General features: G+C 58.5%; 34 protein-coding genes. 32 read left to right on the forward strand and 2 right to left on the reverse strand.

Features of this window, described 5'->3' with window-relative positions; translation table 11 throughout:
• The first annotated feature begins 415 nt into the window (after positions 1-415).
• The 32 genes from rpsL to A6U87_RS05550 all read left to right on the forward strand — a co-directional run bounded on the left by rpsL (position 416) and on the right by A6U87_RS05550 (position 20,188).
• Positions 416-787, forward strand: coding sequence for a 30S ribosomal protein S12 (gene rpsL / locus A6U87_RS05395; protein WP_018902683.1), 372 nt, complete (start codon positions 416-418; stop codon positions 785-787).
• 77 nt (positions 788-864) lie between these two features.
• Positions 865-1,335: a 30S ribosomal protein S7 gene (rpsG, locus tag A6U87_RS05400; protein ID WP_065690139.1), complete on the forward strand. Its 471-nt coding sequence runs from the start codon at positions 865-867 to the stop codon at positions 1,333-1,335.
• Between the two features lie 29 nt (positions 1,336-1,364).
• Positions 1,365-3,464, forward strand: coding sequence for an elongation factor G (gene fusA, locus A6U87_RS05405; RefSeq protein ID WP_065690140.1), 2,100 nt, complete (start codon positions 1,365-1,367; stop codon positions 3,462-3,464).
• 68 nt (positions 3,465-3,532) lie between these two features.
• A complete protein-coding gene (gene tuf / locus A6U87_RS05410; protein ID WP_065690141.1) occupies positions 3,533-4,708 on the forward strand; it encodes an elongation factor Tu in 1,176 nt (391 codons plus the stop codon).
• A 311-nt stretch (positions 4,709-5,019) separates the two neighbouring features.
• A complete protein-coding gene (gene rpsJ / locus A6U87_RS05415; protein ID WP_003547547.1) occupies positions 5,020-5,328 on the forward strand; it encodes a 30S ribosomal protein S10 in 309 nt (102 codons plus the stop codon).
• Positions 5,329-5,362: 34 nt separating this feature from the next.
• Positions 5,363-6,004: a 50S ribosomal protein L3 gene (rplC, locus tag A6U87_RS05420; RefSeq protein WP_065690142.1), complete on the forward strand. Its 642-nt coding sequence runs from the start codon at positions 5,363-5,365 to the stop codon at positions 6,002-6,004.
• A 13-nt stretch (positions 6,005-6,017) separates the two neighbouring features.
• A complete protein-coding gene (rplD, locus tag A6U87_RS05425; protein WP_065690143.1) occupies positions 6,018-6,638 on the forward strand; it encodes a 50S ribosomal protein L4 in 621 nt (206 codons plus the stop codon).
• The gene (locus tag A6U87_RS05430) at positions 6,635-6,928 is read left to right on the forward strand and encodes a 50S ribosomal protein L23 (protein ID WP_056820386.1); all 294 of its coding nucleotides are present in this window, start codon (positions 6,635-6,637) and stop codon (positions 6,926-6,928) included. Before rplD ends, A6U87_RS05430 begins: the two co-directional genes overlap by 4 nt.
• 11 nt (positions 6,929-6,939) lie before the next feature.
• On the forward strand, positions 6,940-7,776 hold the full coding sequence (gene rplB, locus A6U87_RS05435; RefSeq protein ID WP_065690144.1) for a 50S ribosomal protein L2: 837 nt from the start codon (positions 6,940-6,942) through the stop codon (positions 7,774-7,776).
• 15 nt (positions 7,777-7,791) lie between these two features.
• Complete coding sequence (gene rpsS, locus A6U87_RS05440; RefSeq protein ID WP_007531666.1) at positions 7,792-8,070, forward strand: 30S ribosomal protein S19; 279 nt, start codon at positions 7,792-7,794, stop codon at positions 8,068-8,070.
• 2 nt (positions 8,071-8,072) lie between these two features.
• Entirely contained in the window at positions 8,073-8,462 is a 390-nt protein-coding gene (gene rplV / locus A6U87_RS05445) for a 50S ribosomal protein L22 (protein ID WP_065690145.1), read from the forward strand.
• Positions 8,462-9,181, forward strand: a complete 720-nt coding sequence (gene rpsC, locus A6U87_RS05450; protein WP_018857109.1) for a 30S ribosomal protein S3 — start codon at positions 8,462-8,464, stop codon at positions 9,179-9,181. Before rplV ends, rpsC begins: the two co-directional genes overlap by 1 nt.
• A gap of 36 nt (positions 9,182-9,217) precedes the next feature.
• Positions 9,218-9,631, forward strand: coding sequence for a 50S ribosomal protein L16 (gene rplP, locus A6U87_RS05455; protein ID WP_003573792.1), 414 nt, complete (start codon positions 9,218-9,220; stop codon positions 9,629-9,631).
• A 12-nt stretch (positions 9,632-9,643) separates the two neighbouring features.
• Positions 9,644-9,844, forward strand: coding sequence for a 50S ribosomal protein L29 (gene rpmC / locus A6U87_RS05460; RefSeq protein ID WP_016553554.1), 201 nt, complete (start codon positions 9,644-9,646; stop codon positions 9,842-9,844).
• Between the two features lie 4 nt (positions 9,845-9,848).
• Positions 9,849-10,088: a 30S ribosomal protein S17 gene (gene rpsQ, locus A6U87_RS05465; protein ID WP_037177362.1), complete on the forward strand. Its 240-nt coding sequence runs from the start codon at positions 9,849-9,851 to the stop codon at positions 10,086-10,088.
• Between the two features lie 259 nt (positions 10,089-10,347).
• Entirely contained in the window at positions 10,348-10,716 is a 369-nt protein-coding gene (rplN, locus tag A6U87_RS05470; protein WP_018900268.1) for a 50S ribosomal protein L14, read from the forward strand.
• A 12-nt stretch (positions 10,717-10,728) separates the two neighbouring features.
• Positions 10,729-11,031 (forward strand): 50S ribosomal protein L24, encoded by a 303-nt coding sequence (gene rplX / locus A6U87_RS05475; RefSeq protein ID WP_065690146.1) that lies wholly within the window; start codon positions 10,729-10,731, stop codon positions 11,029-11,031.
• Positions 11,031-11,588: a 50S ribosomal protein L5 gene (gene rplE / locus A6U87_RS05480; protein ID WP_016553557.1), complete on the forward strand. Its 558-nt coding sequence runs from the start codon at positions 11,031-11,033 to the stop codon at positions 11,586-11,588. Before rplX ends, rplE begins: the two co-directional genes overlap by 1 nt.
• A 32-nt stretch (positions 11,589-11,620) precedes the next feature.
• Positions 11,621-11,926 carry a 30S ribosomal protein S14 gene (rpsN, locus tag A6U87_RS05485; protein ID WP_016553558.1) on the forward strand — a complete coding sequence of 102 codons (306 nt, stop codon included), beginning with the start codon at positions 11,621-11,623 and terminating at the stop codon, positions 11,924-11,926.
• Positions 11,927-11,938: 12 nt separating this feature from the next.
• On the forward strand, positions 11,939-12,337 hold the full coding sequence (rpsH, locus tag A6U87_RS05490) for a 30S ribosomal protein S8 (RefSeq protein ID WP_037063300.1): 399 nt from the start codon (positions 11,939-11,941) through the stop codon (positions 12,335-12,337).
• Between the two features lie 42 nt (positions 12,338-12,379).
• Positions 12,380-12,913: a 50S ribosomal protein L6 gene (rplF, locus tag A6U87_RS05495; protein WP_018900263.1), complete on the forward strand. Its 534-nt coding sequence runs from the start codon at positions 12,380-12,382 to the stop codon at positions 12,911-12,913.
• A 12-nt stretch (positions 12,914-12,925) separates the two neighbouring features.
• Positions 12,926-13,288, forward strand: coding sequence for a 50S ribosomal protein L18 (gene rplR / locus A6U87_RS05500; RefSeq protein WP_065690147.1), 363 nt, complete (start codon positions 12,926-12,928; stop codon positions 13,286-13,288).
• A 132-nt stretch (positions 13,289-13,420) separates the two neighbouring features.
• Positions 13,421-13,990 carry a 30S ribosomal protein S5 gene (rpsE, locus tag A6U87_RS05505; RefSeq protein WP_016553561.1) on the forward strand — a complete coding sequence of 190 codons (570 nt, stop codon included), beginning with the start codon at positions 13,421-13,423 and terminating at the stop codon, positions 13,988-13,990.
• Positions 13,991-14,003: 13 nt separating this feature from the next.
• A complete protein-coding gene (rpmD, locus tag A6U87_RS05510) occupies positions 14,004-14,213 on the forward strand; it encodes a 50S ribosomal protein L30 (RefSeq protein ID WP_016553562.1) in 210 nt (69 codons plus the stop codon).
• 16 nt (positions 14,214-14,229) lie between these two features.
• A complete protein-coding gene (rplO, locus tag A6U87_RS05515) occupies positions 14,230-14,703 on the forward strand; it encodes a 50S ribosomal protein L15 (protein ID WP_016553563.1) in 474 nt (157 codons plus the stop codon).
• 233 nt (positions 14,704-14,936) lie between these two features.
• Positions 14,937-16,277 carry a preprotein translocase subunit SecY gene (gene secY, locus A6U87_RS05520; protein ID WP_065690148.1) on the forward strand — a complete coding sequence of 447 codons (1,341 nt, stop codon included), beginning with the start codon at positions 14,937-14,939 and terminating at the stop codon, positions 16,275-16,277.
• Positions 16,274-16,924: an adenylate kinase gene (locus A6U87_RS05525; RefSeq protein WP_065690149.1), complete on the forward strand. Its 651-nt coding sequence runs from the start codon at positions 16,274-16,276 to the stop codon at positions 16,922-16,924. The genes secY and A6U87_RS05525 overlap by 4 nt, the downstream gene beginning before the upstream one ends.
• 224 nt (positions 16,925-17,148) lie before the next feature.
• Positions 17,149-17,517, forward strand: coding sequence for a 30S ribosomal protein S13 (gene rpsM / locus A6U87_RS05530; protein ID WP_018900258.1), 369 nt, complete (start codon positions 17,149-17,151; stop codon positions 17,515-17,517).
• Between the two features lie 134 nt (positions 17,518-17,651).
• A complete protein-coding gene (gene rpsK, locus A6U87_RS05535; protein WP_003547577.1) occupies positions 17,652-18,041 on the forward strand; it encodes a 30S ribosomal protein S11 in 390 nt (129 codons plus the stop codon).
• Positions 18,042-18,141: 100 nt separating this feature from the next.
• Positions 18,142-19,152: a DNA-directed RNA polymerase subunit alpha gene (locus A6U87_RS05540; RefSeq protein WP_007787729.1), complete on the forward strand. Its 1,011-nt coding sequence runs from the start codon at positions 18,142-18,144 to the stop codon at positions 19,150-19,152.
• Between the two features lie 45 nt (positions 19,153-19,197).
• On the forward strand, positions 19,198-19,623 hold the full coding sequence (gene rplQ / locus A6U87_RS05545; RefSeq protein WP_056541199.1) for a 50S ribosomal protein L17: 426 nt from the start codon (positions 19,198-19,200) through the stop codon (positions 19,621-19,623).
• A 175-nt stretch (positions 19,624-19,798) separates the two neighbouring features.
• A complete protein-coding gene (locus A6U87_RS05550) occupies positions 19,799-20,188 on the forward strand; it encodes a VOC family protein (protein WP_065690150.1) in 390 nt (129 codons plus the stop codon).
• 33 nt (positions 20,189-20,221) lie between these two features.
• On the opposite strand, the gene msrQ is transcribed toward A6U87_RS05550, so the two are convergent.
• Both msrQ and msrP read right to left on the reverse strand, forming a co-directional pair.
• Positions 20,222-20,878 carry a protein-methionine-sulfoxide reductase heme-binding subunit MsrQ gene (msrQ, locus tag A6U87_RS05555; RefSeq protein ID WP_065690151.1) on the reverse strand — a complete coding sequence of 219 codons (657 nt, stop codon included), beginning with the start codon at positions 20,876-20,878 and terminating at the stop codon, positions 20,222-20,224.
• Positions 20,878-21,825, reverse strand: coding sequence for a protein-methionine-sulfoxide reductase catalytic subunit MsrP (msrP, locus tag A6U87_RS05560; RefSeq protein WP_065690152.1), 948 nt, complete (start codon positions 21,823-21,825; stop codon positions 20,878-20,880). Before msrP ends, msrQ begins: the two co-directional genes overlap by 1 nt.
• Between the last annotated feature and the right edge of the window lie 247 nt (positions 21,826-22,072).

Raw genomic sequence — 22,072 nt, forward strand, 5'->3', positions numbered from 1 at the left:
AGCTGCTTTCGCTGCAATGCCCAAGTTTATCTTGCCGCCTTCCGCCGAATTTGTCTAAAAGCCTCAAGAGAGGGCTGAAAGGCCGCGTTTCAAGGCGTTGCAGCGAAGATTATTTCTTAACAGCCTTGACGAGAGAGCGGGAAACCAGTAGTACCCGCGCCATCGGAACCCATGTGAGGCATGGCCATCTGGTGCGACACGCCCCTGATATCACCTCAAACAAGGTTCGAAACGCACGTTGAAGATATGTTGCCTGCACGCATGACGCATCTCTTTGCGTCCTCTGCTTCCTGTGGTCCATCTGTGAAAGCAGATCGGGCCACGTTTTGCGCATTGAGACAGGCGTGTGATCTTGCCGGAGACGGCGTGAGTTACGCCCGCAAGGGTTTGAGATTTAAACGTAAGGGATGGTTGAATGCCTACCGTAAACCAGCTGATCCGCAAGCCGCGCCAGCCAAACGTAAAGCGTAACAAGGTTCCTGCTCTGCAGGAAAACCCGCAGAAGCGTGGTGTTTGCACCCGCGTCTACACCACGACCCCGAAGAAGCCGAACTCGGCTCTCCGTAAGGTTGCCAAGATCCGTCTGACCAATGGCTTCGAAGTCATCGGTTACATTCCTGGTGAAGGTCACAACCTGCAGGAACACTCTGTCGTCATGATCCGTGGCGGCCGCGTGAAGGACTTGCCGGGTGTTCGTTACCACATCATCCGCGGCGTTCTCGATACCCAGGGTGTCAAGAACCGCAAGCAGCGCCGTTCGAAGTACGGTGCGAAGCGTCCGAAGTAATTCGGACTTTTGTAAATTCGGCGCTGCGTGAGGTCCTCCGCGTGATAAAGCGCCTTAACGGTTAAGAGACGAGAAGTATGTCCAGACGTCACAGAGCAGAAAAGCGCGAGATCAACCCGGACCCGAAGTTCGGCGATCTCATCGTCACCAAGTTCATGAATGCAATCATGCTTGACGGCAAGAAGTCCGTCGCTGAAAGCATTGTTTACGGCGCATTTGATTCCGTGCAGGCAAAGTCGAAGCAGGAGCCGCTGGTTGTTTTCCACGCCGCCCTCGACAACATTGCTCCGCACGTCGAAGTCCGTTCGCGCCGCGTTGGTGGTGCTACGTACCAGGTTCCGGTTGATGTTCGCCCTGAGCGTCGCCAGGCCCTCGCAATCCGCTGGCTGATCACTGCCGCTCGCAAGCGCAATGAAACGACAATGGTCGATCGCCTTTCCGGCGAGCTTCTCGATGCTTCCAACAACCGTGGTAGCGCCGTCAAGAAGCGCGAAGACACGCACAAGATGGCTGACGCCAACCGTGCGTTCTCGCATTATCGCTGGTAATTCCGAACGGATCCGAAAGGCAGTCCATTATGGCTCGCGAATATAAAATCGAAGACTACCGTAATTTCGGTATCATGGCGCACATCGACGCCGGCAAGACGACGACGACCGAGCGTATCCTTTACTACACCGGCAAGTCGCACAAGATCGGCGAAGTGCACGATGGCGCGGCCACGATGGACTGGATGGAGCAGGAGCAGGAGCGTGGCATCACGATCACTTCCGCTGCGACCACGACCTTCTGGAAAGGCCGTGACGGCAAGATGCGCCGCTTCAACATCATCGACACCCCCGGCCACGTCGACTTCACCATCGAAGTCGAACGTTCGCTGCGCGTTCTCGACGGTGCTGTCGCTCTTCTCGATGCCAACGCCGGCGTAGAGCCGCAGACGGAAACCGTCTGGCGTCAGGCTGAGAAGTACAACGTTCCGCGTATGATCTTCTGCAACAAGATGGACAAGACCGGTGCTGACTTCTACCGCTCGGTAGAAATGATCAAGACCCGTCTCGGCGCCACCGCAGTCGTCATGCAGCTCCCGATCGGCGCTGAAAGCGACTTCAAGGGCGTCGTCGATCTGATCGAGATGAACGCTCTCATCTGGCGCGACGAGTCGCTCGGCGCTCAGTGGGACGTCGTCGAAATCCCTGACGACCTGAAGGAAAAGGCTGCCGAATATCGCGAAAAGCTGATCGAGACCGTTGTCGAGATCGACGAAGCCGCGATGGAAGCCTACCTCGAAGGCACCATGCCCGACAACGACCAGATCCGCGCGCTCGTTCGTCGCGGCACGATCGACGTCAAGTTCCACCCGATGTTCTGCGGCACCGCCTTCAAGAACAAGGGCGTTCAGCCTCTGCTCGACGCAGTTGTCGACTACCTGCCGTCGCCGCTCGATATTCCGGCGATCAAGGGCATCGACTTCAAGACGGAAGCCGAAATCGAGCGTCACGCTGACGACGCCGAGCCGCTTTCCATGCTCGCGTTCAAGATCATGAACGACCCCTTCGTCGGTTCGCTGACCTTCGCCCGCATCTACTCCGGCAAGCTCGAAAAGGGCGCGTCGGTCATGAACACGGTCAAGGACAAGCGCGAGCGCGTCGGCCGCATGCTGCAGATGCACTCGAACTCGCGTGAAGACATCGAAGAAGCCTTCGCAGGCGACATCGTTGCTCTCGCTGGTCTCAAGGAAACCACCACTGGCGATACGCTCTGCGATCCGCTGAAGCCGGTTATCCTCGAGCGCATGGAATTCCCCGAGCCCGTCATCCAGATCGCGATCGAGCCGAAGACCAAGGGCGACCAGGAAAAGATGGGCCTCGCGCTCAACCGTCTGGCTGCTGAAGATCCGTCCTTCCGCGTGAAGACTGACCAGGAATCTGGCCAGACGATCATCGCCGGCATGGGCGAACTTCACCTCGACATTCTCGTCGACCGTATGCGTCGCGAATTCAAGGTTGAAGCAACCGTCGGTGCTCCGCAGGTTGCCTACCGCGAAACCATCACGCGTCAGCACGAAGAAGACTACACGCACAAGAAGCAGTCCGGTGGTACCGGTCAGTTCGCGCGCGTCAAGATCATCTTCGAACCGAACCCAGAAGGCGACGACTTCAAGTTCGAATCCAAGATCGTCGGCGGTGCTGTTCCGAAGGAATACATCCCGGGCGTTCAGAAGGGTATCGAAAGCGTTCTGTCTTCCGGTCCGCTGGCTGGCTTCCCGATGCTCGGCGTCAAGGCGACGCTCGTTGACGGTGCCTTCCACGACGTTGACTCGTCCGTCCTGGCGTTCGAAATCGCTTCGCGTGCTTGCTTCCGTGAAGCAGCCAAGAAGGCCGGCGCTCAGCTCCTCGAGCCGATGATGAAGGTCGAAGTCGTGACGCCGGAAGATTACGTCGGTGACGTTATCGGTGACCTGAACTCCCGCCGTGGTCAGATCCAGGGTCAGGAACAGCGCGGCATCGCGATCGTCATCAACGCCAACGTTCCGCTGGCGAACATGTTCAAGTACGTCGACAACCTGCGCTCCATGTCGCAGGGTCGCGCCCAGTACACGATGACCTTCGATCACTACTCGCCGGTCCCGTCGAACGTCGCAAACGAGATCCAGGCAAAGTATTCCGGTCAGAAGTGACCGGAATACCAATTGACCGATAACAAGAATTAGATCCCCTCGGGGACTAGCAGAATTGGAGAGCCGCAATGGCAAAGAGTAAGTTTGAGCGCAACAAGCCGCACGTTAACATCGGCACGATCGGCCACGTTGACCACGGCAAGACGTCTCTGACGGCAGCGATCACGAAGTTCTTCGGCGAGTTCAAGGCGTACGACCAGATCGACGCTGCTCCGGAAGAGAAGGCACGCGGCATCACCATCTCGACGGCACACGTTGAGTATGAGACGCCGAACCGCCACTACGCGCACGTTGACTGCCCCGGCCACGCCGACTACGTCAAGAACATGATCACCGGTGCCGCACAGATGGACGGCGCGATCCTGGTTTGCTCGGCCGCTGACGGCCCGATGCCGCAGACCCGCGAGCACATCCTGCTGGCTCGTCAGGTTGGCGTTCCGGCGATCGTCGTGTTCCTCAACAAGGTCGACCAGGTTGACGACGCCGAGCTTCTCGAGCTCGTCGAGCTGGAAGTTCGCGAACTTCTGTCGGCCTACGACTTCCCGGGCGACGACATCCCGGTCATCAAGGGCTCGGCTCTGGCCGCTCTGGAAGACTCGGACAAGAAGATCGGCGAAGACGCGATCCGCGAGCTGATGGCTGCTGTTGACGCCTACATCCCGACGCCTGAGCGTCCGATCGACCAGCCGTTCCTGATGCCGATCGAAGACGTGTTCTCGATCTCGGGCCGTGGTACGGTTGTGACCGGCCGCGTCGAGCGTGGTATCGTCAAGGTTGGCGAAGAAGTCGAAATCGTCGGCATCCGCGCGACCTCGAAGACGACGGTTACCGGCGTTGAAATGTTCCGCAAGCTGCTCGATCAGGGCCAGGCTGGCGACAACATCGGCGCCCTGGTTCGCGGTGTTAACCGTGACGGCGTTGAGCGTGGTCAGATCCTGTGCAAGCCGGGCTCTGTCAAGCCGCACAAGAAGTTCATGGCCGAAGCCTACATCCTGACGAAGGAAGAAGGCGGTCGTCATACGCCGTTCTTCACCAACTACCGTCCGCAGTTCTACTTCCGTACGACTGACGTGACCGGTATCGTCTCGCTGCCGGAAGGCACGGAAATGGTTATGCCTGGCGACAACGTCACCGTTGCTGTCGAGCTGATCGTTCCGATCGCGATGGAAGAAAAGCTGCGCTTCGCTATCCGCGAAGGCGGCCGTACCGTCGGCGCCGGCATCGTCGCTTCGATCGTCGAGTAATCTTCGCAACGGCCACTCTCAACGGAGTGGCCGCTTCGATGACAATATTATGAAGCAAGTGGCTTTAGCCGCTTGCTTATTACATGAAAATGTTGCACATGGCGCGCGAGCGCTATTTGCGCCCTGCTTCGTTCGTCGAAGCGGGTGACTAAGCTAACAATAAGGTGGGCCGAAAGGCCTGAAGACTGGATAGGGGCTCGGTAACCCGCAGCCTCCATCGATCTTTGAAACCGGTGGTCCGCCTTAGGAATAAGAACAGCCCGTGCCTACCCAAAAGGCGCACGGGATAACAAACACAAGGATAACGTCGAATGAACGGCCAAAATATCCGCATTCGCCTGAAGGCGTTCGATCACCGCATTCTCGACGCTTCGACGCGCGAGATCGTGTCGACGGCGAAGCGCACCGGCGCAAGCGTCCGGGGCCCCGTTCCGCTTCCGACTCGCATCGAGAAGTTTACGGTCAACCGGTCCCCACACATCGACAAGAAGAGCCGCGAGCAGTTCGAGATGCGCACGCATAAGCGCCTCCTCGACATCGTTGACCCGACACCGCAGACGGTAGACGCGCTGATGAAGCTCGATCTCGCCGCTGGTGTCGATGTTGAGATCAAGCTCTGAGCCTAGCTCGAGCTGAGTTGGAAGGATTGAACCGATGCGTTCAGGTGTGATTGCACAGAAGATCGGCATGACCCGCGTCTATAACGACGCCGGCGAACATGTTCCGGTAACAGTACTGCGTATGGAAGGCTGCCAGGTCGTAGCCCAGCGCACAGTAGAAAAGAACGGCTACGCCGCAGTTCAGCTTGGTGCTGGCACGGCGAAGGTCAAGAACACGTCCAAGGCGATGCGCGGCAATTTTGCTATTGCCAACGTCGAGCCGAAGGCCAAGCTCGCTGAATTCCGTGTTTCGGAAGACAACCTGCTTGACGTCGGCACCGAGCTCAAGGCTGGCCACTTCGCCACCGGTCAGCTCGTCGATGTCACCGGCACGACGATTGGTAAGGGCTTTGCCGGCGCTATGAAGCGTCACGGCTTCGGCGGTCTGCGCGCCACGCACGGTGTGTCGGTTTCGCACCGCTCGCACGGTTCGACCGGCTCGCGTCAGGATCCGGGCAAGGTTTTCAAGAACAAGAAGATGGCTGGTCACATGGGCCAGACGCGCGTAACGACTCAGAACCTTGAAGTGGTTTCGACCGATGAAGATCGCGGTCTGATCCTGATCAAGGGTGCAGTACCCGGTTCCAAGGGTGCCTGGATCATCGTGCGCGACGCCGTCAAGTCGGCCGCGAAGTAAGGGAGCCAGACCAATGGAATTCAACGTCAAGACCCTCGAGGGAAAAGACGCAGGGAAGGTTTCTCTTTCTGACGCGATTTTCGGTCTCGAGCCCCGCGAAGACATCCTCGCCCGCGTTATCCGCTGGCAGCTTGCCAAGAAGCAGCAGGGCACTCACCAGGCAAAGGGCCGCGCCGACGTATGGCGTACCGGCGCCAAGATGTACAAGCAGAAGGGTACGGGCCGCGCTCGTCACCATTCGGCTCGTGCTCCGCAGTTCCGCGGCGGTGGTAAGGCTCACGGCCCGGTCGCTCGCAGCCACGAACACGACCTTCCGAAGAAGGTTCGCGCTCTCGGCCTGCGTCACGCTCTCTCGGCCAAGCTGAAGTCCGATGATGTCATCATCATCGACAACCTGGTTGCTGCAGAAGCAAAGACCAAGGCACTGGCATCGGTTTTCGAAACGCTCGGCCTGACCAACGCCCTCTTCATCGGTGGCGCTGAACTTGATGGCAACTTCAAGCTCGCAGCACAGAACATCCCGAACATCGATGTTCTGCCGATCCAGGGCATCAACGTTTATGACATCGTGCGCCGTGGCAAGCTCGTGCTTTCCAAGGCTGCCGTTGAAGCTCTAGAGGAGCGTTTCAAGTGACCGATCTTCGCCACTATGATGTGATCGTCTCGCCGGCGATCACCGAAAAGTCCACTCTGGTATCCGAGAACAACCAGGTTGTTTTCAACGTCGCCAAGACGGCGTCGAAGCCGGAAATAAAGGCTGCAGTCGAGGCGCTCTTCGGCGTCAAGGTCACGGCCGTCAACACTCTGCTCCGCAAGGGCAAGACCAAGCGTTTTAAAGGTTTTGTCGGCAAGCAGAAGGACGTGAAGAAGGCTGTCGTGACGCTGGCTGAAGGCCAGACGATCGACGTCTCCACCGGTCTCTGAGGTATAAAAAGATGGCATTGAAAACATTCAATCCGACGACCCCGAGCCAGCGTCAGCTGGTCATCGTCGACCGTTCCTCGCTCTACAAGGGCAAGCCGGTCAAGGCGCTGACGGAAGGTCTGACCAAGAGCGGCGGTCGTAACAACCTCGGTCGCATCACGGCTCGCTTCATCGGCGGCGGTCACAAGCGTACGTATCGTCTGATCGACTTCAAGCGTCGCAAGTTCGACGTTGAAGGCACCGTTCAGCGTATCGAATACGACCCGAACCGTACGGCGTTCATCGCGCTCGTCGCTTACGCAGACGGCGAACAGGCCTACATCATCGCTCCGCAGCGTCTTGCTGCCGGCGACAAGGTCATCGCTTCTGAGAAGGCTGTCGACGTAAAGCCCGGCAACACCATGCCGCTGCAGTTCATCCCGGTCGGCTCCATCATCCACAACGTGGAAATGAAGCCGGGCAAGGGCGGCCAGATCGCTCGCTCTGCTGGTTCCTACGCACAGCTCGTTGGCCGCGACCAGGGTATGGCGATCCTTCGCCTGAACTCCGGCGAACAGCGTCTCGTGCACGGCTCCTGCCTTGCTTCGATCGGTGCGGTTTCGAACCCTGATCACGCCAACATCAACGACGGCAAGGCCGGTCGTACGGTTTGGCGCGGCAAGCGTCCGCATAACCGCGGTGTCGTCATGAACCCTGTCGACCACCCGCACGGTGGTGGTGAAGGCCGCACTTCTGGTGGTCGTCACCCGGTTACCCCGTGGGGCAAGCCGACCAAGGGCAAGCGCACTCGGTCGAACAAGTCGACCGACAAGATGATCATGCGCTCGCGTCACCAGCGTAAGAAGTAAGAGAGGAAGTCTCCAATGGCTCGTTCAGTATGGAAAGGTCCGTTCGTTGACGGCTATCTTCTCAAGAAGGCTGAGAAGGTTCGTGAAGGCGGACGTGCAGAAGTAATCAAGATCTGGAGCCGTCGCTCCACGATCCTGCCGCAGTTCGTCGGTCTCACCTTCGGCGTCTACAACGGCAGCAAGCATGTTCCGGTCAGCGTCAATGAAGACATGGTCGGTCATAAATTCGGTGAATTCTCTCCGACCCGGACCTACTATGGTCACGGTGCGGACAAGAAGGCAAAGAGGAAGTAATCATGGGCAAGGCAAAAGCCGAACGCCGGCTGAAGGACAACGAGGCGCAAGCAGTCGCCCGTACGCTCCGCGTCAGCCCACAGAAGCTCAACCTCGTTGCTGCGGCTATCCGCGGCAAGAAGGTCGAACGTGCACTCGCTGAGCTGGAGTTCTCCCGCAAGCGTATCGCAGGCGCCGTCAAGAAGACGCTCGAATCTGCGATCGCAAACGCCGAGAACAACCATGATCTCGACGTTGACGCGCTGGTCGTAGCAGAAGCCTACGTCGGCAAGTCGATCGTCATGAAGCGTTTCCACGCTCGTGGCCGTGGCCGCGCATCTCGCATCGAGAAGCCGTTCGCGCACCTCACGATCGTTGTCCGCGAAGTGCAGGCACAAGAGGAGGCCGCATAATGGGTCAGAAAATCAATCCAATCGGTTTTCGTCTTGGCATCAACCGTACCTGGGATAGCCGCTGGTTCGCGGACAATGCCGAGTATGGCCAGCTGCTGCATGAAGACCTGAAGATGCGCAAGTTCGTCATGAGCGAACTGAAGCAGGCCGGCATCGCCAAGGTGGTTATCGAGCGTCCGCACAAGAAGTGCCGCGTCACGATCCACTCGGCTCGTCCTGGCCTGATCATCGGCAAGAAGGGCGCAGACATCGACAAGCTTCGCAAGAAGCTGTCGGACATGACGAACTCCGAAACGCACCTCAACATCGTTGAAGTTCGTAAGCCGGAAGTCGACGCTACGCTCGTCGCACAGTCGATCGCTCAGCAGCTCGAGCGTCGTGTTGCTTTCCGTCGCGCCATGAAGCGCGCCGTTCAGTCTGCAATGCGTCTTGGCGCCGAAGGCATCAAGATCACCTGCGCAGGCCGTCTCGGTGGTGCTGAAATCGCTCGTACGGAATGGTACCGCGAAGGTCGCGTTCCGCTGCACACGCTGCGCGCTGACATTGACTATGGCACAGCCGAAGCGGAAACCGCTTTTGGTATTTGCGGCATCAAGGTTTGGATCTTCAAGGGCGAAATCCTTGAGCACGATCCGATGGCCTCCGAGCGCCGCGCACTCGAGGGTGATGCTCAGGGTCCGGCTAGCCGTGACCGCGATCGTCGCCGCGACAACGCTTGATAGCGTTGGTGGCAGATAAGTTCGGAGAATAAGAAAATGTTGCAGCCAAAGCGTACCAAGTACCGCAAGCAATTTAAGGGCCGCATCAAGGGCGTCGCCAAGGGAGGTTCCGACCTCGCATTCGGCGAATTCGGCCTTAAGGCTCAGGAGCCAAACCGCGTAAATGCACGCGAGATCGAAGCGGCCCGCCGCGCGATCACGCGCTACATGAAGCGTGCTGGCCGTGTATGGATCCGCGTGTTCCCGGATGTTCCGGTAACCGCAAAGCCGACCGAAGTCCGTATGGGTAAGGGTAAGGGCTCTGTTGAATATTGGGCATGCAAGGTCAAGCCAGGCCGTATGATGTTCGAAATCGACGGTGTCAGCGAAGAAATCGCTCGCGAAGCGCTTCGCCTCGGCTCTGCCAAGCTCTCGGTCAAGACGCGCTTCGTACAGCGCATTGCAGAGTAAGGAGCAAGGCACATGAAAGCCGAAGAAGTTCGCGGCCTGACGGCCGATCAGCTCAAGGACAAGCTTGCCGACCTGAAGAAGGAGCAGTTCAACCTGCGCTTCCAGAAGGCCACCGGTCAGCTCGAAAAGTCCTCTCGCGTCAACGAAGTTCGCAAGGACATCGCCCGCGTGAAAACCATTGCCCGCCAGAAGGCGGCAGAAGCAAAGGCCTAAGAATATGCCGAAGCGCATCCTGCAGGGCGTCGTCGTTGGCGACAAGAACGAAAAGACTGTAGTTGTCCGCGTTGAGCGTCGTTTCGCTCATCCGCTGATGCAGAAGACCGTTCGTCGTTCCAAGAAGTACAAGGCCCACGACGAAAACAATCAGTACAAGATCGGCGATACCGTATCCATCGAGGAATGCGCGCCAATCTCCAAGGACAAGCGCTGGACGGTCGTAGCCGCCCAGGCAAAGTAAGAATTTCTCGCGGGGCCTTGCGTCTCGCGGAAATTTCTGTATGAAGCAGCGTCAGAACGCTCGTTCGTCGAGCGTTCTTTTGCTTTGAGCGCACGGAAGGTCCCGTTGGGAAACCACCCTGGCACGATCGATCCCGCGCTATTCAAGCTAATGCCGTATTTCGCCTGCTCTTGTGGCAAGCGGTCGGCTGAAGATTTTCATATGCCGGGGTAGGGGGCGTAAGCCCAACCATTCCGGTAAACCAAAAAGGCGACCTGATATGATTCAGATGCAAACAAACCTCGACGTGGCGGATAATTCCGGCGCACGTCGTGTCATGTGCATCAAGGTGCTGGGCGGCTCTAAGCGCAAGTATGCTTCGATCGGCGACGTTATTGTCGTTTCGATCAAGGAAGCTATTCCGCGCGGCCGCGTGAAGAAGGGTGACGTGATGAAGGCGGTTGTTGTTCGCACCGCCAAGGAAATCCGTCGTGTTGATGGTTCCATCATCCGCTTCGACACCAATGCAGCAGTCCTCATCGACAACAAGAAAGAGCCGATCGGCACCCGTATCTTCGGACCGGTTCCGCGCGAACTTCGCGCCAAGAACCACATGAAGATCATCTCGCTCGCTCCAGAAGTACTGTAAGGAGCGCGAACGATGCAAAAGATTCGTAAGGGCGACACGGTCGTCATGCTCGCAGGCAAGGACAAGGGCCGCACTGGCGAAGTCCTCCAGGTTCTGCCCAAGGAAGATCGCGCCGTCGTTCGTGGCGTCAACGTCGTGAAGCGCCACCAGCGCCAGACGCAGACCCAGGAAGCCGGCATCATCAGCAAGGAAGCCTCGGTTCACTTGTCCAACGTTGCAATCATCGACAAGGACGGCAAGCCGACCCGCGTTGGTTTCAAGGTTGTTGACGGCAAGAAGGTCCGTGTGGCCAAGCGTTCCGGTGAGGTGATCTGATGGCTGACGCAAAGTACGAGCCGCGGCTCAAGAAGGAATATGTCGAGCGCATTCGTGCGGCGATGCAGGAGAAGTTCTCCTACGCCAACGAGATGATGATCCCGAAACTCGACAAGATCGTAATCAACATGGGTGTTGGCGAAGCAACGGCTGATTCGAAGAAGCCGACTGTTGCTGCAGCTGACCTGGCCGCTATCGCTGGTCAGAAGCCGGTCATCACCCGTGCACGCAACTCCATCGCTGGCTTCAAGGTCCGCGAGCAGATGCCGATCGGCGCAAAGGTTACCCTGCGCGGCGCTCGCATGTACGAGTTCCTGGACCGTCTCGTGAACATCGCTCTTCCGCGTGTTCGCGACTTCCGCGGCCTGAACCCGAAGAGCTTTGACGGCCGTGGCAACTTCGCCATGGGCATCAAGGAGCACATTGTGTTCCCTGAGATCAACTACGACAAGGTTGATCAGATGTGGGGCATGGACATCATCGTTTGCACGACGGCAACGAAGGACGACGAAGCACGGGCTCTGCTGACAGAGTTCAACTTCCCGTTCCGTCAGTAACCGTAACGACGAGCGTAGAAAAGGAACCGCACATGGCGAAGACAAGCGCAGTTGAAAAGAACAAGCGCCGCCGTACCACGGTCGCAAACCAGGCTGCCAAGCGCGCAGCTTTGAAGGCGATCATCATGAACCAGGCTCTTCCGATCGAAGACCGGTTCAAGGCCTCGATCAAGCTGGCATCCCTGCCGCGCGATGGATCGAAGACCCGTATTCGCAACCGTTGTGAAGTATCGGGCCGTCCGCGCGCATACTACCGCAAACTGCGCATGTCGCGTATCGCGCTGCGTGAACTCGGCAATCTCGGCAAGGTGCCGGGCATCGTCAAGTCGAGCTGGTAAGGAGCAGGTTAGATGACAATGACTGATCCGTTGGGCGATATGCTCACTCGCATCCGTAACGGCGCTTCCCGCCGCAAGTCGTCGGTCTCGACGCCTGCTTCGAAGCTCCGTGCACGTGTTCTCGATGTTCTTCAGGCTGAAGGCTACATCCGTGGCTACTCCCTTGTCGATTTCGGCAATGGCAAGTCTGAAATCAGCATCGAGCTGAAGTACTACGAAGGCGCATCGGTGATCCGTGAGATCGGCCGTGTGTCCAAGCCGGGCCGCCGGGTTTATGTCTCGGTCAAGTCCATTCCGCAGGTCGCGAACGGCCTCGGCATCACCATCCTTTCGACTCCGAAGGGTGTGATGGCCGATCACCAGGCTCGCGAACAGAACGTTGGTGGCGAGGTTCTTTGCTCGGTATTCTAATACCGAGCATCGATCTCCATAGCGAACAGACAGGATATAAAAATGTCTCGTATCGGTAAGAAGCCCGTTCAGATTCCTGCTGGGATTACGGCTACGGTCGAAGGCCAGAAGGTTACTGCAAAGGGCCCGAAGGGCGAGCTGTTCTTCGTCGCAAACGACGAAGTCGGCGTTAAGCTCGAAAACAATGCGGTTGTCGTGACGCCGCTCACGCAGTCGAAGGATGCTCGTTCGAAGTGGGGCATGTCCCGCACGATGATCGAAAACATCTTCACGGGTGTTAAGGACGGCTACGAGCGCAAGCTCGAAATCAACGGCGTCGGTTACCGCGCGTCGCTTCAGGGCAAGAACCTGCAGCTCGCTCTCGGTTTCAGCCACGACGTGGTTTATGAGCCGCCGGTCGGCATCACGATCGCTGTGCCGAAGCCGACTGAAATTGTTGTCACTGGCATCAATAAGCAGCAGGTCGGCCAGGTTGCCGCTGAAATCCGCGAATACCGCGGTCCTGAGCCTTACAAGGGCAAGGGCGTCAAGTATGCCGGCGAACGTATCGTTCGCAAAGAAGGCAAGAAGAAGTAAGGAACACGCGAAATGGCTAGCAGGAAAGAAGCACTTGCACGTCGTGCCAACCGCGTGCGCCGTCATCTCAAGTCGGTGGCCAATGGCCGTCCGCGCCTGTCGGTTCATCGCTCCTCGAAGAACATCTACGTTCAGGTTATCGACGATGTTGCCGGCAAGACGCTCGCGTCTGCCTCGACCCTCGATAAGGACCTGCGCGGTTCTCTGAAGACCGGTGCTGACACAGCTGCAGCTGCCCTCGTAGGCAAGCTCGTTGCTGAACGCGCATCGAAGGCTGGCGTCAAGGAAGTCGTATTCGACCGTGGCGCCTTCATCTACCACGGCCGCATCAAGGCCCTGGCTGATGCAGCTCGCGAAGGCGGTCTGTCCTTCTAATTAGATTTCCGGCCGGAGCCCAAAGCTTCCGGCCGGATCTTCACCGGGCCGCAAACGCTCCTCGATAGGGGAGGCTGATGCGGTCCTCGTTTTGTCTGCCGTTCCACCCGCAAAAGAAAAAGGAAAAGGACAATGGCACAGGAAAGAAGAGGTTCTCGCGACGATCGCCAGAACCGCGAAGAACGCGATAGCGAATTCGTTGACAAGCTGGTCGCGATTAACCGCGTTGCTAAGGTTGTTAAGGGTGGCCGTCGCTTCGGCTTCGCCGCTCTCGTCGTCGTCGGCGACCAGAAGGGCCGCGTTGGCTTTGGTCACGGCAAGGCACGCGAAGTGCCGGAAGCAATCCGCAAGGCGACTGAAGCTGCCAAGCGCGAACTGATCTTCGTACCGCTGCGTGACGGCCGTACGCTGCATCACGACGTTCACGGCCGCCATGGCGCCGGCAAGGTTCTGCTTCGCTCGGCCAAGGTCGGTACCGGTATCATCGCCGGTGGTCCGATGCGCGCCGTTTTCGAAACGCTCGGCGTTCACGACGTCGTTGCAAAGTCGACCGGTTCGTCGAACCCATACAACATGGTTCGCGCTACCTTCGACGCTCTGAAGCACCAGGTTCACCCGAAGGACATCGCAGCTCAGCGCGGCATCAAGTATGCAACGCTTCAGGCTCGCCGTGCCGCTTCTGGTAACGCTTCTGAAGAATAAGAGGAGCTGATCCATGGCCAAGGCTACAAAGAAGACCGAAGCAAAGACGGTTACCGTCGAGCAGATCGGCAGCCCGATTCGCCGTCCAGACGTACAGCAGCGCACGCTGATCGGTCTCGGATTGAACAAGATGCACCGTCGTCGCACGCTGGAAGATACCCCTTCCGTTCGTGGCATGATCCGTGCTGTCCAGCATCTCGTTCGCATCGTCGACGAGAAGTAAGCCGGGAGTATTCGCTATGAAACTCAATGAAATTAAAGACAACGAAGGTTCGACCCACAGCCGCAAGCGCCTCGGCCGCGGTATTGGTTCGGGCTCCGGCAAAACCGGTGGTCGCGGTGTCAAGGGTCAGAAGTCCCGTTCGGGCGTAGCCATCAACGGCTTCGAAGGCGGTCAGATGCCAATCTACCGTCGCCTGCCGAAGCGCGGCTTCAACAACATCTTCAAGGCCGACTTCGTTGTCGTGTCCCTGGAGCGTGTTCAGGCTGCTATCGACGCTGGCAAGCTCGACGCCAAGTCCACGGTTGATGCTGCAGCTCTCAAGGCTGCCGGCGTTATCCGTCGCGTCAAGGACGGCGTTCGCGTTCTCGCCGACGGCGAGCTGAAGGCAAAGGTCAAGTTCGAAGTAGCTGGCGCTTCCAAGCCTGCTGTCGAAAAGATCGAAAAGGCTGGCGGTTCCGTCACGCTTCTTTCTGCCGCAGCTGCAGAATAATTAATCTATGATAAGTCGCCCGGGGTGCTTCACACCGGGCGATTTTGCTCCCATATGTGAGCCTCACAAAAACCGGCTGGACGCACGTGCGTCATCGACGGTACGACTAAAAACAGGGTGAGGCATAGGTTGCGCCCGCAATCCGTCCGAAGCCCGCTTTTGAATAATTCAGAAATGCCGATTCCGGGATAGGCCCCAAGCGGGAACCCGAAATTGGTAGCGCGGAGAATCGCATGGCGTCTGCAGCGGAACAGTTGGCTTCCAACCTCAATTTCTCGACCTTCGCCAAAGCCGAGGATCTCAAGAAGCGCCTGTGGTTCACACTGGCAGCTCTCCTCGTGTATCGGCTTGGGACGCATATTCCGCTTCCGGGTCTTAACCCCGAAGCTTACGCCCAGGCCTTCCGCGGTCAGTCCGGCGGCATTCTCGGTCTCTTCAACATGTTTTCCGGCGGCGCTGTCCAGCGCATGGCGATCTTCGCACTCGGAATCATGCCGTACATTTCCGCTTCGATCATCGTGCAGCTGATGACCTCGGTCGTCCCGGCGCTCGAGAACCTGAAGAAGGAAGGCGAGCAGGGCCGCAAGATCATCAACCAGTACACCCGCTACGGCACGGTGCTGCTCGGTGCGCTTCAGGCCTACGGCATCTCTGTCGGCCTTGAGAGCGGCAATGGTCTGGTCGTCGATCCCGGCATCTTCTTCCGCGTCTCGACCGTCATCACGCTGCTGGGCGGCACGATGTTCCTGATGTGGCTTGGTGAACAGATCACCTCGCGCGGCATCGGCAACGGCATCTCGCTCATCATCTTTGCAGGTATCGCGGCAGGCCTTCCGCAGGCGCTGGCTGGTACCCTCGAACTCGGCCGCACCGGCGCTCTGTCGACGACGCTGATTCTCGCGGTTATTGTGATCGCCATCGCCGTCATTGCCATCATCGTCTTCGTCGAGCGTGCCCAGCGCCGGCTTCTGATCCAGTATCCGAAGCGTCAGGTCGGCAATCGCATGTTCCAGGGCGACACGTCGCACCTGCCGCTGAAGCTCAACACCTCGGGCGTTATCCCGGCAATCTTCTCGTCTTCGCTGCTTTTGCTGCCCGCAACGGTCGCAGGCTTCGCGAACACCACGGCTCTGCCGGCCTGGGCGACGTCTATTGTCGCCGCCCTCGGCCACGGCCAGCCGCTCTACATGCTCCTCTACGGTCTGCTGATCGCCTTCTTCGCCTTCTTCTACACGGCCATCGTCTTCAATCCGAAGGACACGGCCGACAATCTGAAGAAGCATGGCGGCTTCATTCCCGGCATTCGCCCGGGCGAGCGGACCGCCGAGTACATCGATTACGTGCTGACCCGCATTACGGTCATCGGCGCGATCTACCTCGTCTTCGTCTGCATTCTGCCGGAAATTCTGGTGTCGCAAACGGGCATTCCGTTGTCCCTCGGTGGCACTTCGCTTTTGATCGTGGTTAGCGTAACTCTCGATACGGTGGCACAGATCCAGGGTCACCTGATCGCCCAGCAGTATGAAGGCCTGATCAAGAAATCGAAGTTGCGCGGAGGAAAGAGGGGGCGATGAGACTCATACTGTTAGGGCCGCCGGGCGCGGGTAAGGGGACCCAGGCTCAGCGGATCGTGGAGAAATACGGTATTCCGCAGCTCTCCACGGGCGATATGCTTCGTGCTGCCGTTGCGGCGGGCACGGAGGTCGGCAAGCGGGCAAAGGCTGTCATGGACGCCGGCAAGCTTGTTTCCGATGAGATCGTCAATGCCATCGTCTCCGAGCGCCTCGACGCTCCGGATTGTGCCAAGGGCTTCATCCTTGACGGCTTTCCGAGGACACTGGTTCAGGCCGACGCGACCGAGGCCATGCTGAAAGGCAAGGGCATCGAGCTTTCGACAGTCATCGAGATCCAGGTCGACGACAAGATTCTGGCGGACCGCGTTTCCGGCCGCTACACCTGCGCCAACTGCGGAGCAGGGTACCACGACACCAACGTGAAGCCGAAGGTGGAAGGGGTCTGCGACCGTTGCGGTTCGACCCACTTCAAGCGTCGTCCCGATGACAACCGCGAAACGGTCGTCACCCGTCTCGGCGCCTACTACAAGGAAACATCGCCGCTGATCGGCTACTACTATGCCAAGGGCAAGTTGAAGTCGGTTGACGGCATGGCAGACATCGATCACGTGACGAACGAGATCGAAGCCATTCTTTCGAAGCTTTAGGGCTTTGGAAATAAACTTGGCGGAAGCGGTTGCTTTTAAGCGCTGATTCCGCTAAACACCGCGCCAACTCGCGATATCTCATGCGATCGGCGCGGACTTCCCAATGGAATTCCGGGTTCGATCGTTTTGACTTGTTGAGAACCTGAATTGTAATTGCGACCTCTCTGGGTCGTGTAACGAGACACCACTTGCCGGATGGCAACTGGAACGCAAGGAGAATAGGCGTGGCACGTATCGCTGGCGTCAACATCCCGACTGCAAAGCGCGTTGTAATCGCGCTGACGTACATTCACGGGATCGGTCCGAAATTCGCACAGGAAATCATCGAGAAGGTCGGTATTCCTGCTGATCGTCGCGTGAATCAGCTCACTGACGCTGAAGTCCTGCAGATTCGCGAAACCATCGACCGCGATTACCAGGTCGAAGGTGACCTGCGTCGCGAGACCTCGATGAACATCAAGCGTCTGATGGACCTCGGCTGCTACCGCGGCCTGCGTCATCGCCGTGGCCTTCCGGTCCGCGGTCAGCGCACGCACACCAATGCTCGTACCCGCAAGGGCCCGGCAAAGGCGATCGCTGGTAAGAAGAAGTAATTTCCGGGAAACCGGGAGTGTGGGGGCTGGCGGTCTGCGCCGGCCTCTTTTGAGTTTGGGGCAGGGCCGCAAGGTCTCGTTCCGGTGTAGCCGCTGGCATTACGGCGGTGCAGAGATCCAAGAAAGGGATTTAAATGGCCAAGGAAGCCGTACGCGTTCGCCGTCGCGAACGTAAAAACATTTCGTCGGGCGTTGCTCACGTCAACTCGACCTTCAACAACACGATGATCACGATCACCGACGCACAGGGCAACGCCATTGCCTGGTCGTCTGCTGGCGCCAAGGGCTTCAAGGGCTCGCGCAAGTCGACCCCGTTCGCTGCTCAGATCGCTGCTGAAGACTGCGCCAAGAAGGCTCAGGAACATGGCATGAAGTCGCTGGAAGTTGAGGTTTGCGGTCCGGGTTCGGGTCGTGAATCCGCTCTGCGCGCGCTCCAGGCTGCTGGCTTCATGATCACGTCCATCCGCGACGTGACGCCGATCCCGCACAATGGTTGCCGCCCGCGCAAGAAGCGCCGCGTCTGATCATCGCCATTCACAACACCGGTGAGCGGATCTTCGCTCCCGGTGCTTCTCAAGCTCGGTTGTCACGATTGGATGGTGGCAACGAACGGAAGGCAAAAATATGATTCAGAAAAACTGGCAGGAATTGATCAAGCCGAACAAGGTCGAGTTCTCTTCGAGCTCGCGCACCAAGGCGACGCTCGTAGCAGAGCCGCTGGAGCGCGGTTTCGGCCTCACCCTCGGCAACGCGCTTCGCCGCGTTCTGCTGTCCTCGCTGCGCGGTGCCGCAGTGACGGCCGTGCAGATCGATGGCGTGCTGCATGAATTCTCGTCGATCCCGGGCGTCCGCGAAGACGTCACGGACATCGTCCTCAACATCAAGGAAATCGCCATCAAGATGGATGGCGATGACGCAAAGCGCATGGTCGTGCGTAAGCAGGGCCCGGGCGTTGTAACGGCTGGCGACATCCAGACGGTCGGCGATATCGAAATCCTCAACCCCGAGCACGTGATCTGCACGCTCGACGAGGGCGCCGAAATCCGTATGGAATTTACCGTCAACAACGGCAAGGGCTACGTTCCGGCCGACCGTAATCGTGCGGAAGATGCTCCGATCGGTCTCATCCCGGTCGACAGCCTTTATTCGCCGGTCAAGAAGGTGTCCTACAAGGTTGAAAATACCCGTGAAGGACAGGTTCTCGACTACGACAAGCTGAACATGACGATCGAAACCGATGGTTCGATCTCCGGCGAAGATGCTGTCGCTTTCGCGGCTCGCATCCTCCAGGATCAGCTTGGCGTGTTCGTCAACTTCGACGAGCCGCAGAAGGAAACCGAGGAAGAAGCAGTCACCGAACTCGCTTTCAACCCGGCGCTCCTCAAGAAGGTGGACGAACTCGAACTGTCTGTTCGCTCGGCAAACTGCCTGAAGAACGACAACATCGTCTACATCGGCGACCTCATTCAGAAGACCGAAGCAGAAATGCTCCGCACACCGAATTTTGGTCGCAAGTCGCTGAACGAAATCAAGGAAGTTCTCGCTTCCATGGGCCTGCACCTCGGCATGGAAGTGCCGGCATGGCCGCCTGAGAACATCGAAGATCTCGCCAAGCGTTACGAAGACCAGTACTAACAGTTCAAACGGCAGGCGAATGCCTGCAAGTGAAGGAGAATAGCCATGCGCCACGGTAAAGCCGGCCGCAAGCTGAATAGAACCGCTAGCCACCGCAAGGCAATGTTTGCCAACATGGCGGCTTCGCTCATCACCCATGAGCAGATCGTGACCACCCTGCCGAAGGCAAAGGAAATCCGTCCGATCGTTGAAAAGCTCGTCACCCTCGGCAAGCGCGGCGACCTGCACGCTCGTCGTCAGGCGATCTCGCAGATCCGCGACGCTGCTGTTGTTTCGAAGCTCTTCGACGCAATCGCTTCGCGCTACGCAACCCGCAACGGCGGCTACCTGCGTATCATGAAGGCTGGCTACCGCCAGGGCGACAACGCTGCCCTCGCTGTTGTCGAATTCGTCGATCGCGACGTAAACGCCAAGGGCGCAGCCGACAAGGCTCGCGTTGAAGCCGAAGCAGCTGCTGCTGAAGCCGCTTAATCCTTTCCGGTTCGCCGGAAGCAAAACAGCCGGGCTGAAAAGCCCGGCTGTTTTCGTTTGTGGGGATCTGATCATGACGACCGCGCTCGTCCACTTGCTCTCTCGGCTTGCCTGTTGAGTGCGTTTCAGATCCAGCGTAGCGTCGTGGCTCCGTTGCGTCTTTGGGAGCGTGCACTTGATAGACCACATAACTATCGCGGTAGGTGACCTCGCGAAGAGCAAGATCTTCTACGAGACGGCATTTTCGCCGCTGGGATACGCGCTTTCCTTCGGAAAAGAGGACGTTTTCTGGGCATTCGATATAGGCAATGGTTGCCTGTTCGAAATCCAACAAGCCGATAGCCAGCCGCCTTTGACGCCGGTGCATATCGCCTTTCGTGCTAGCAAGAGGTCCGAGGTTGAGGCTTTCTATCACGCCGCACTCGAGGCCGGCGCCAGGGACCATGGGGCTCCCGGCCCACGCCCGCACTATGGGCCCGACTACTTTGCTTGTTTCGTTCTTGATCCCGATGGCCACAATATCGAAGCCATGATCAATCAGCCGGATACCGATGCGTCAACTTGAGGCGCGGGTCTGCTTCATGAGGCCCTATGCGGGTTAAGCGGCGTTCGCCGTAGCCGGTCGACGGTCTCGCCCGGATGAACGCTTCCTGCTCCGCGCGATCGGTCTCCATGAGCGATAGAGGATCAGGAGGATGATCAGGCTGAGATAAATGTACTGCTGCAGATCGAGGACCTTTGTCGACAGCGCGAAGTGCACGGCGCCTGCGGCGGCAATGATATACACGAGGCGATGCAGCCGCACCCAATTCTGGCCGAGGCGGCGGATCGAGAGATTGTTCGATGTCAAGGCAAGCGGCACCAGCAGCGCCAGCGCCCCCATGCCGAACATGATGAAGGGCCGTTTCAAGACGTCATCAAGCACCGCCGAAACGTCGAGAGCCTGGTCAAGGACCATGTAGACCGTGAAGTGCATCAGGGCGTAGTAGAAGGTCAAGAGACCGAGCGCGCGGCGATAGCGGAGATAGTTCCAGCCCAAGAGATCGCGGGCAGGGGATACCGTCAGCGTCAGGATGAGAAAGCGGATCGTCCAGAGGCCGAGGAAAAGCTCGAAGGTCTTTACCGGGTCCGCGCCCAGCTGATCCGTTGCGCCGAGGTAGAAGGTCCAGGCGGCAGGCAGGAGGCCAACGGCATAAAGCGCCCATACGGAAGCCGATTGCCAGCGCTTCGGCAGACTGAACGATAGGGCCGCCATCAAAAGTTCTTCCTGAGATCCATGCCGCTGTAGAGGCTGGCCACCTCGTCGGCATAGCCGTTGAACGGCAGGGTCGGATGACGGCTGGCGCCGAAGAAGCCGCTTTCGCCGATACGCCGCTCCGTTGCCTGGCTCCAGCGTGGATGATCGACCTCGGGATTGACGTTGGCGTAGAAGCCGTATTCCTGCGAGTTGGTGACCTGCCAGGTGTTCTTCGGTTCCTGGTCGGTGAGCGTGATCCGCACGATCGACTTGATGCCCTTGAAGCCATACTTCCAGGGAACGACCAGCCGGATCGGCGCGCCGTTCTGGTTCGGCAGTGTCTGGCCGTAAAGCCCGACGGCGAGCAGCGTCAGGGGATGGCGCGCCTCATCGAGCCGCAAGCCTTCGACATAAGGCCAGTCAAGCGACTGGAAGATGCCCTTTTGCCCCGGCATCTCGTCCGGGCGCACGACCGTCTCGAAGGCGACATATTTTGCGCTTCCGAGCGGCTCGACCTTGTTAAGCAGGGAGGCGAGCGGAAAGCCGTCCCAAGGGATGACCATCGACCAAGCCTCGACGCAGCGCATGCGATAAGTGCGGCTCTCGATCGGGAATTCCTTCATCAAGGCGTCGATGTCGAACGTGCCGGGCTTGCCGACCATCCCGTCGACCTTGATCGTCCAGGGCAGGGGCTTGAAGTCACCGGAAAGTGCCGCAGGATCACCCTTGTCGAGGCCGAACTCGTAGAAATTGTTATAGGTGGTCACATCCTTGAGCGGCGTTGCCTTCTCATCGACGGTATACTTGCTGTCAACGACCGAAAGTGCGGCAGCGCTCGCCTTGCTGGCTCCATAGAGCGCCATGGTGCCGAGTGCCGCAGCACCGAGGAACTCGCGACGCTTCAGATAGATCTGTTGTGGCGTGATCTCCGAGGCGGCGATCTTGGGCGGACGGTACATTGGCATGTCAAAACCTCCTGAGCCCGATGACAGGGTCTCAAACCTTCAACGCATCAGCGCTCTGTTCGGATCATTTATGCCGCCAGGCGCTTGCGCGGGAAGCCAATTTTTTGTGTACTCATGTGAGGCGATAGACTGTAACAAAATGCTCGCTGACCACGTAGACGCTCGATCAGCTCAGCGTACCGGTTTCGGCCTTCCCGGTAGTGACAGTACAGGCCGTTTGGATTAGGACAATTCCAAAAAGCAGCGA

This window comes from Rhizobium sp. AC44/96, from assembly GCF_001692185.1.
Lineage (GTDB): Bacteria > Pseudomonadota > Alphaproteobacteria > Rhizobiales > Rhizobiaceae > Rhizobium.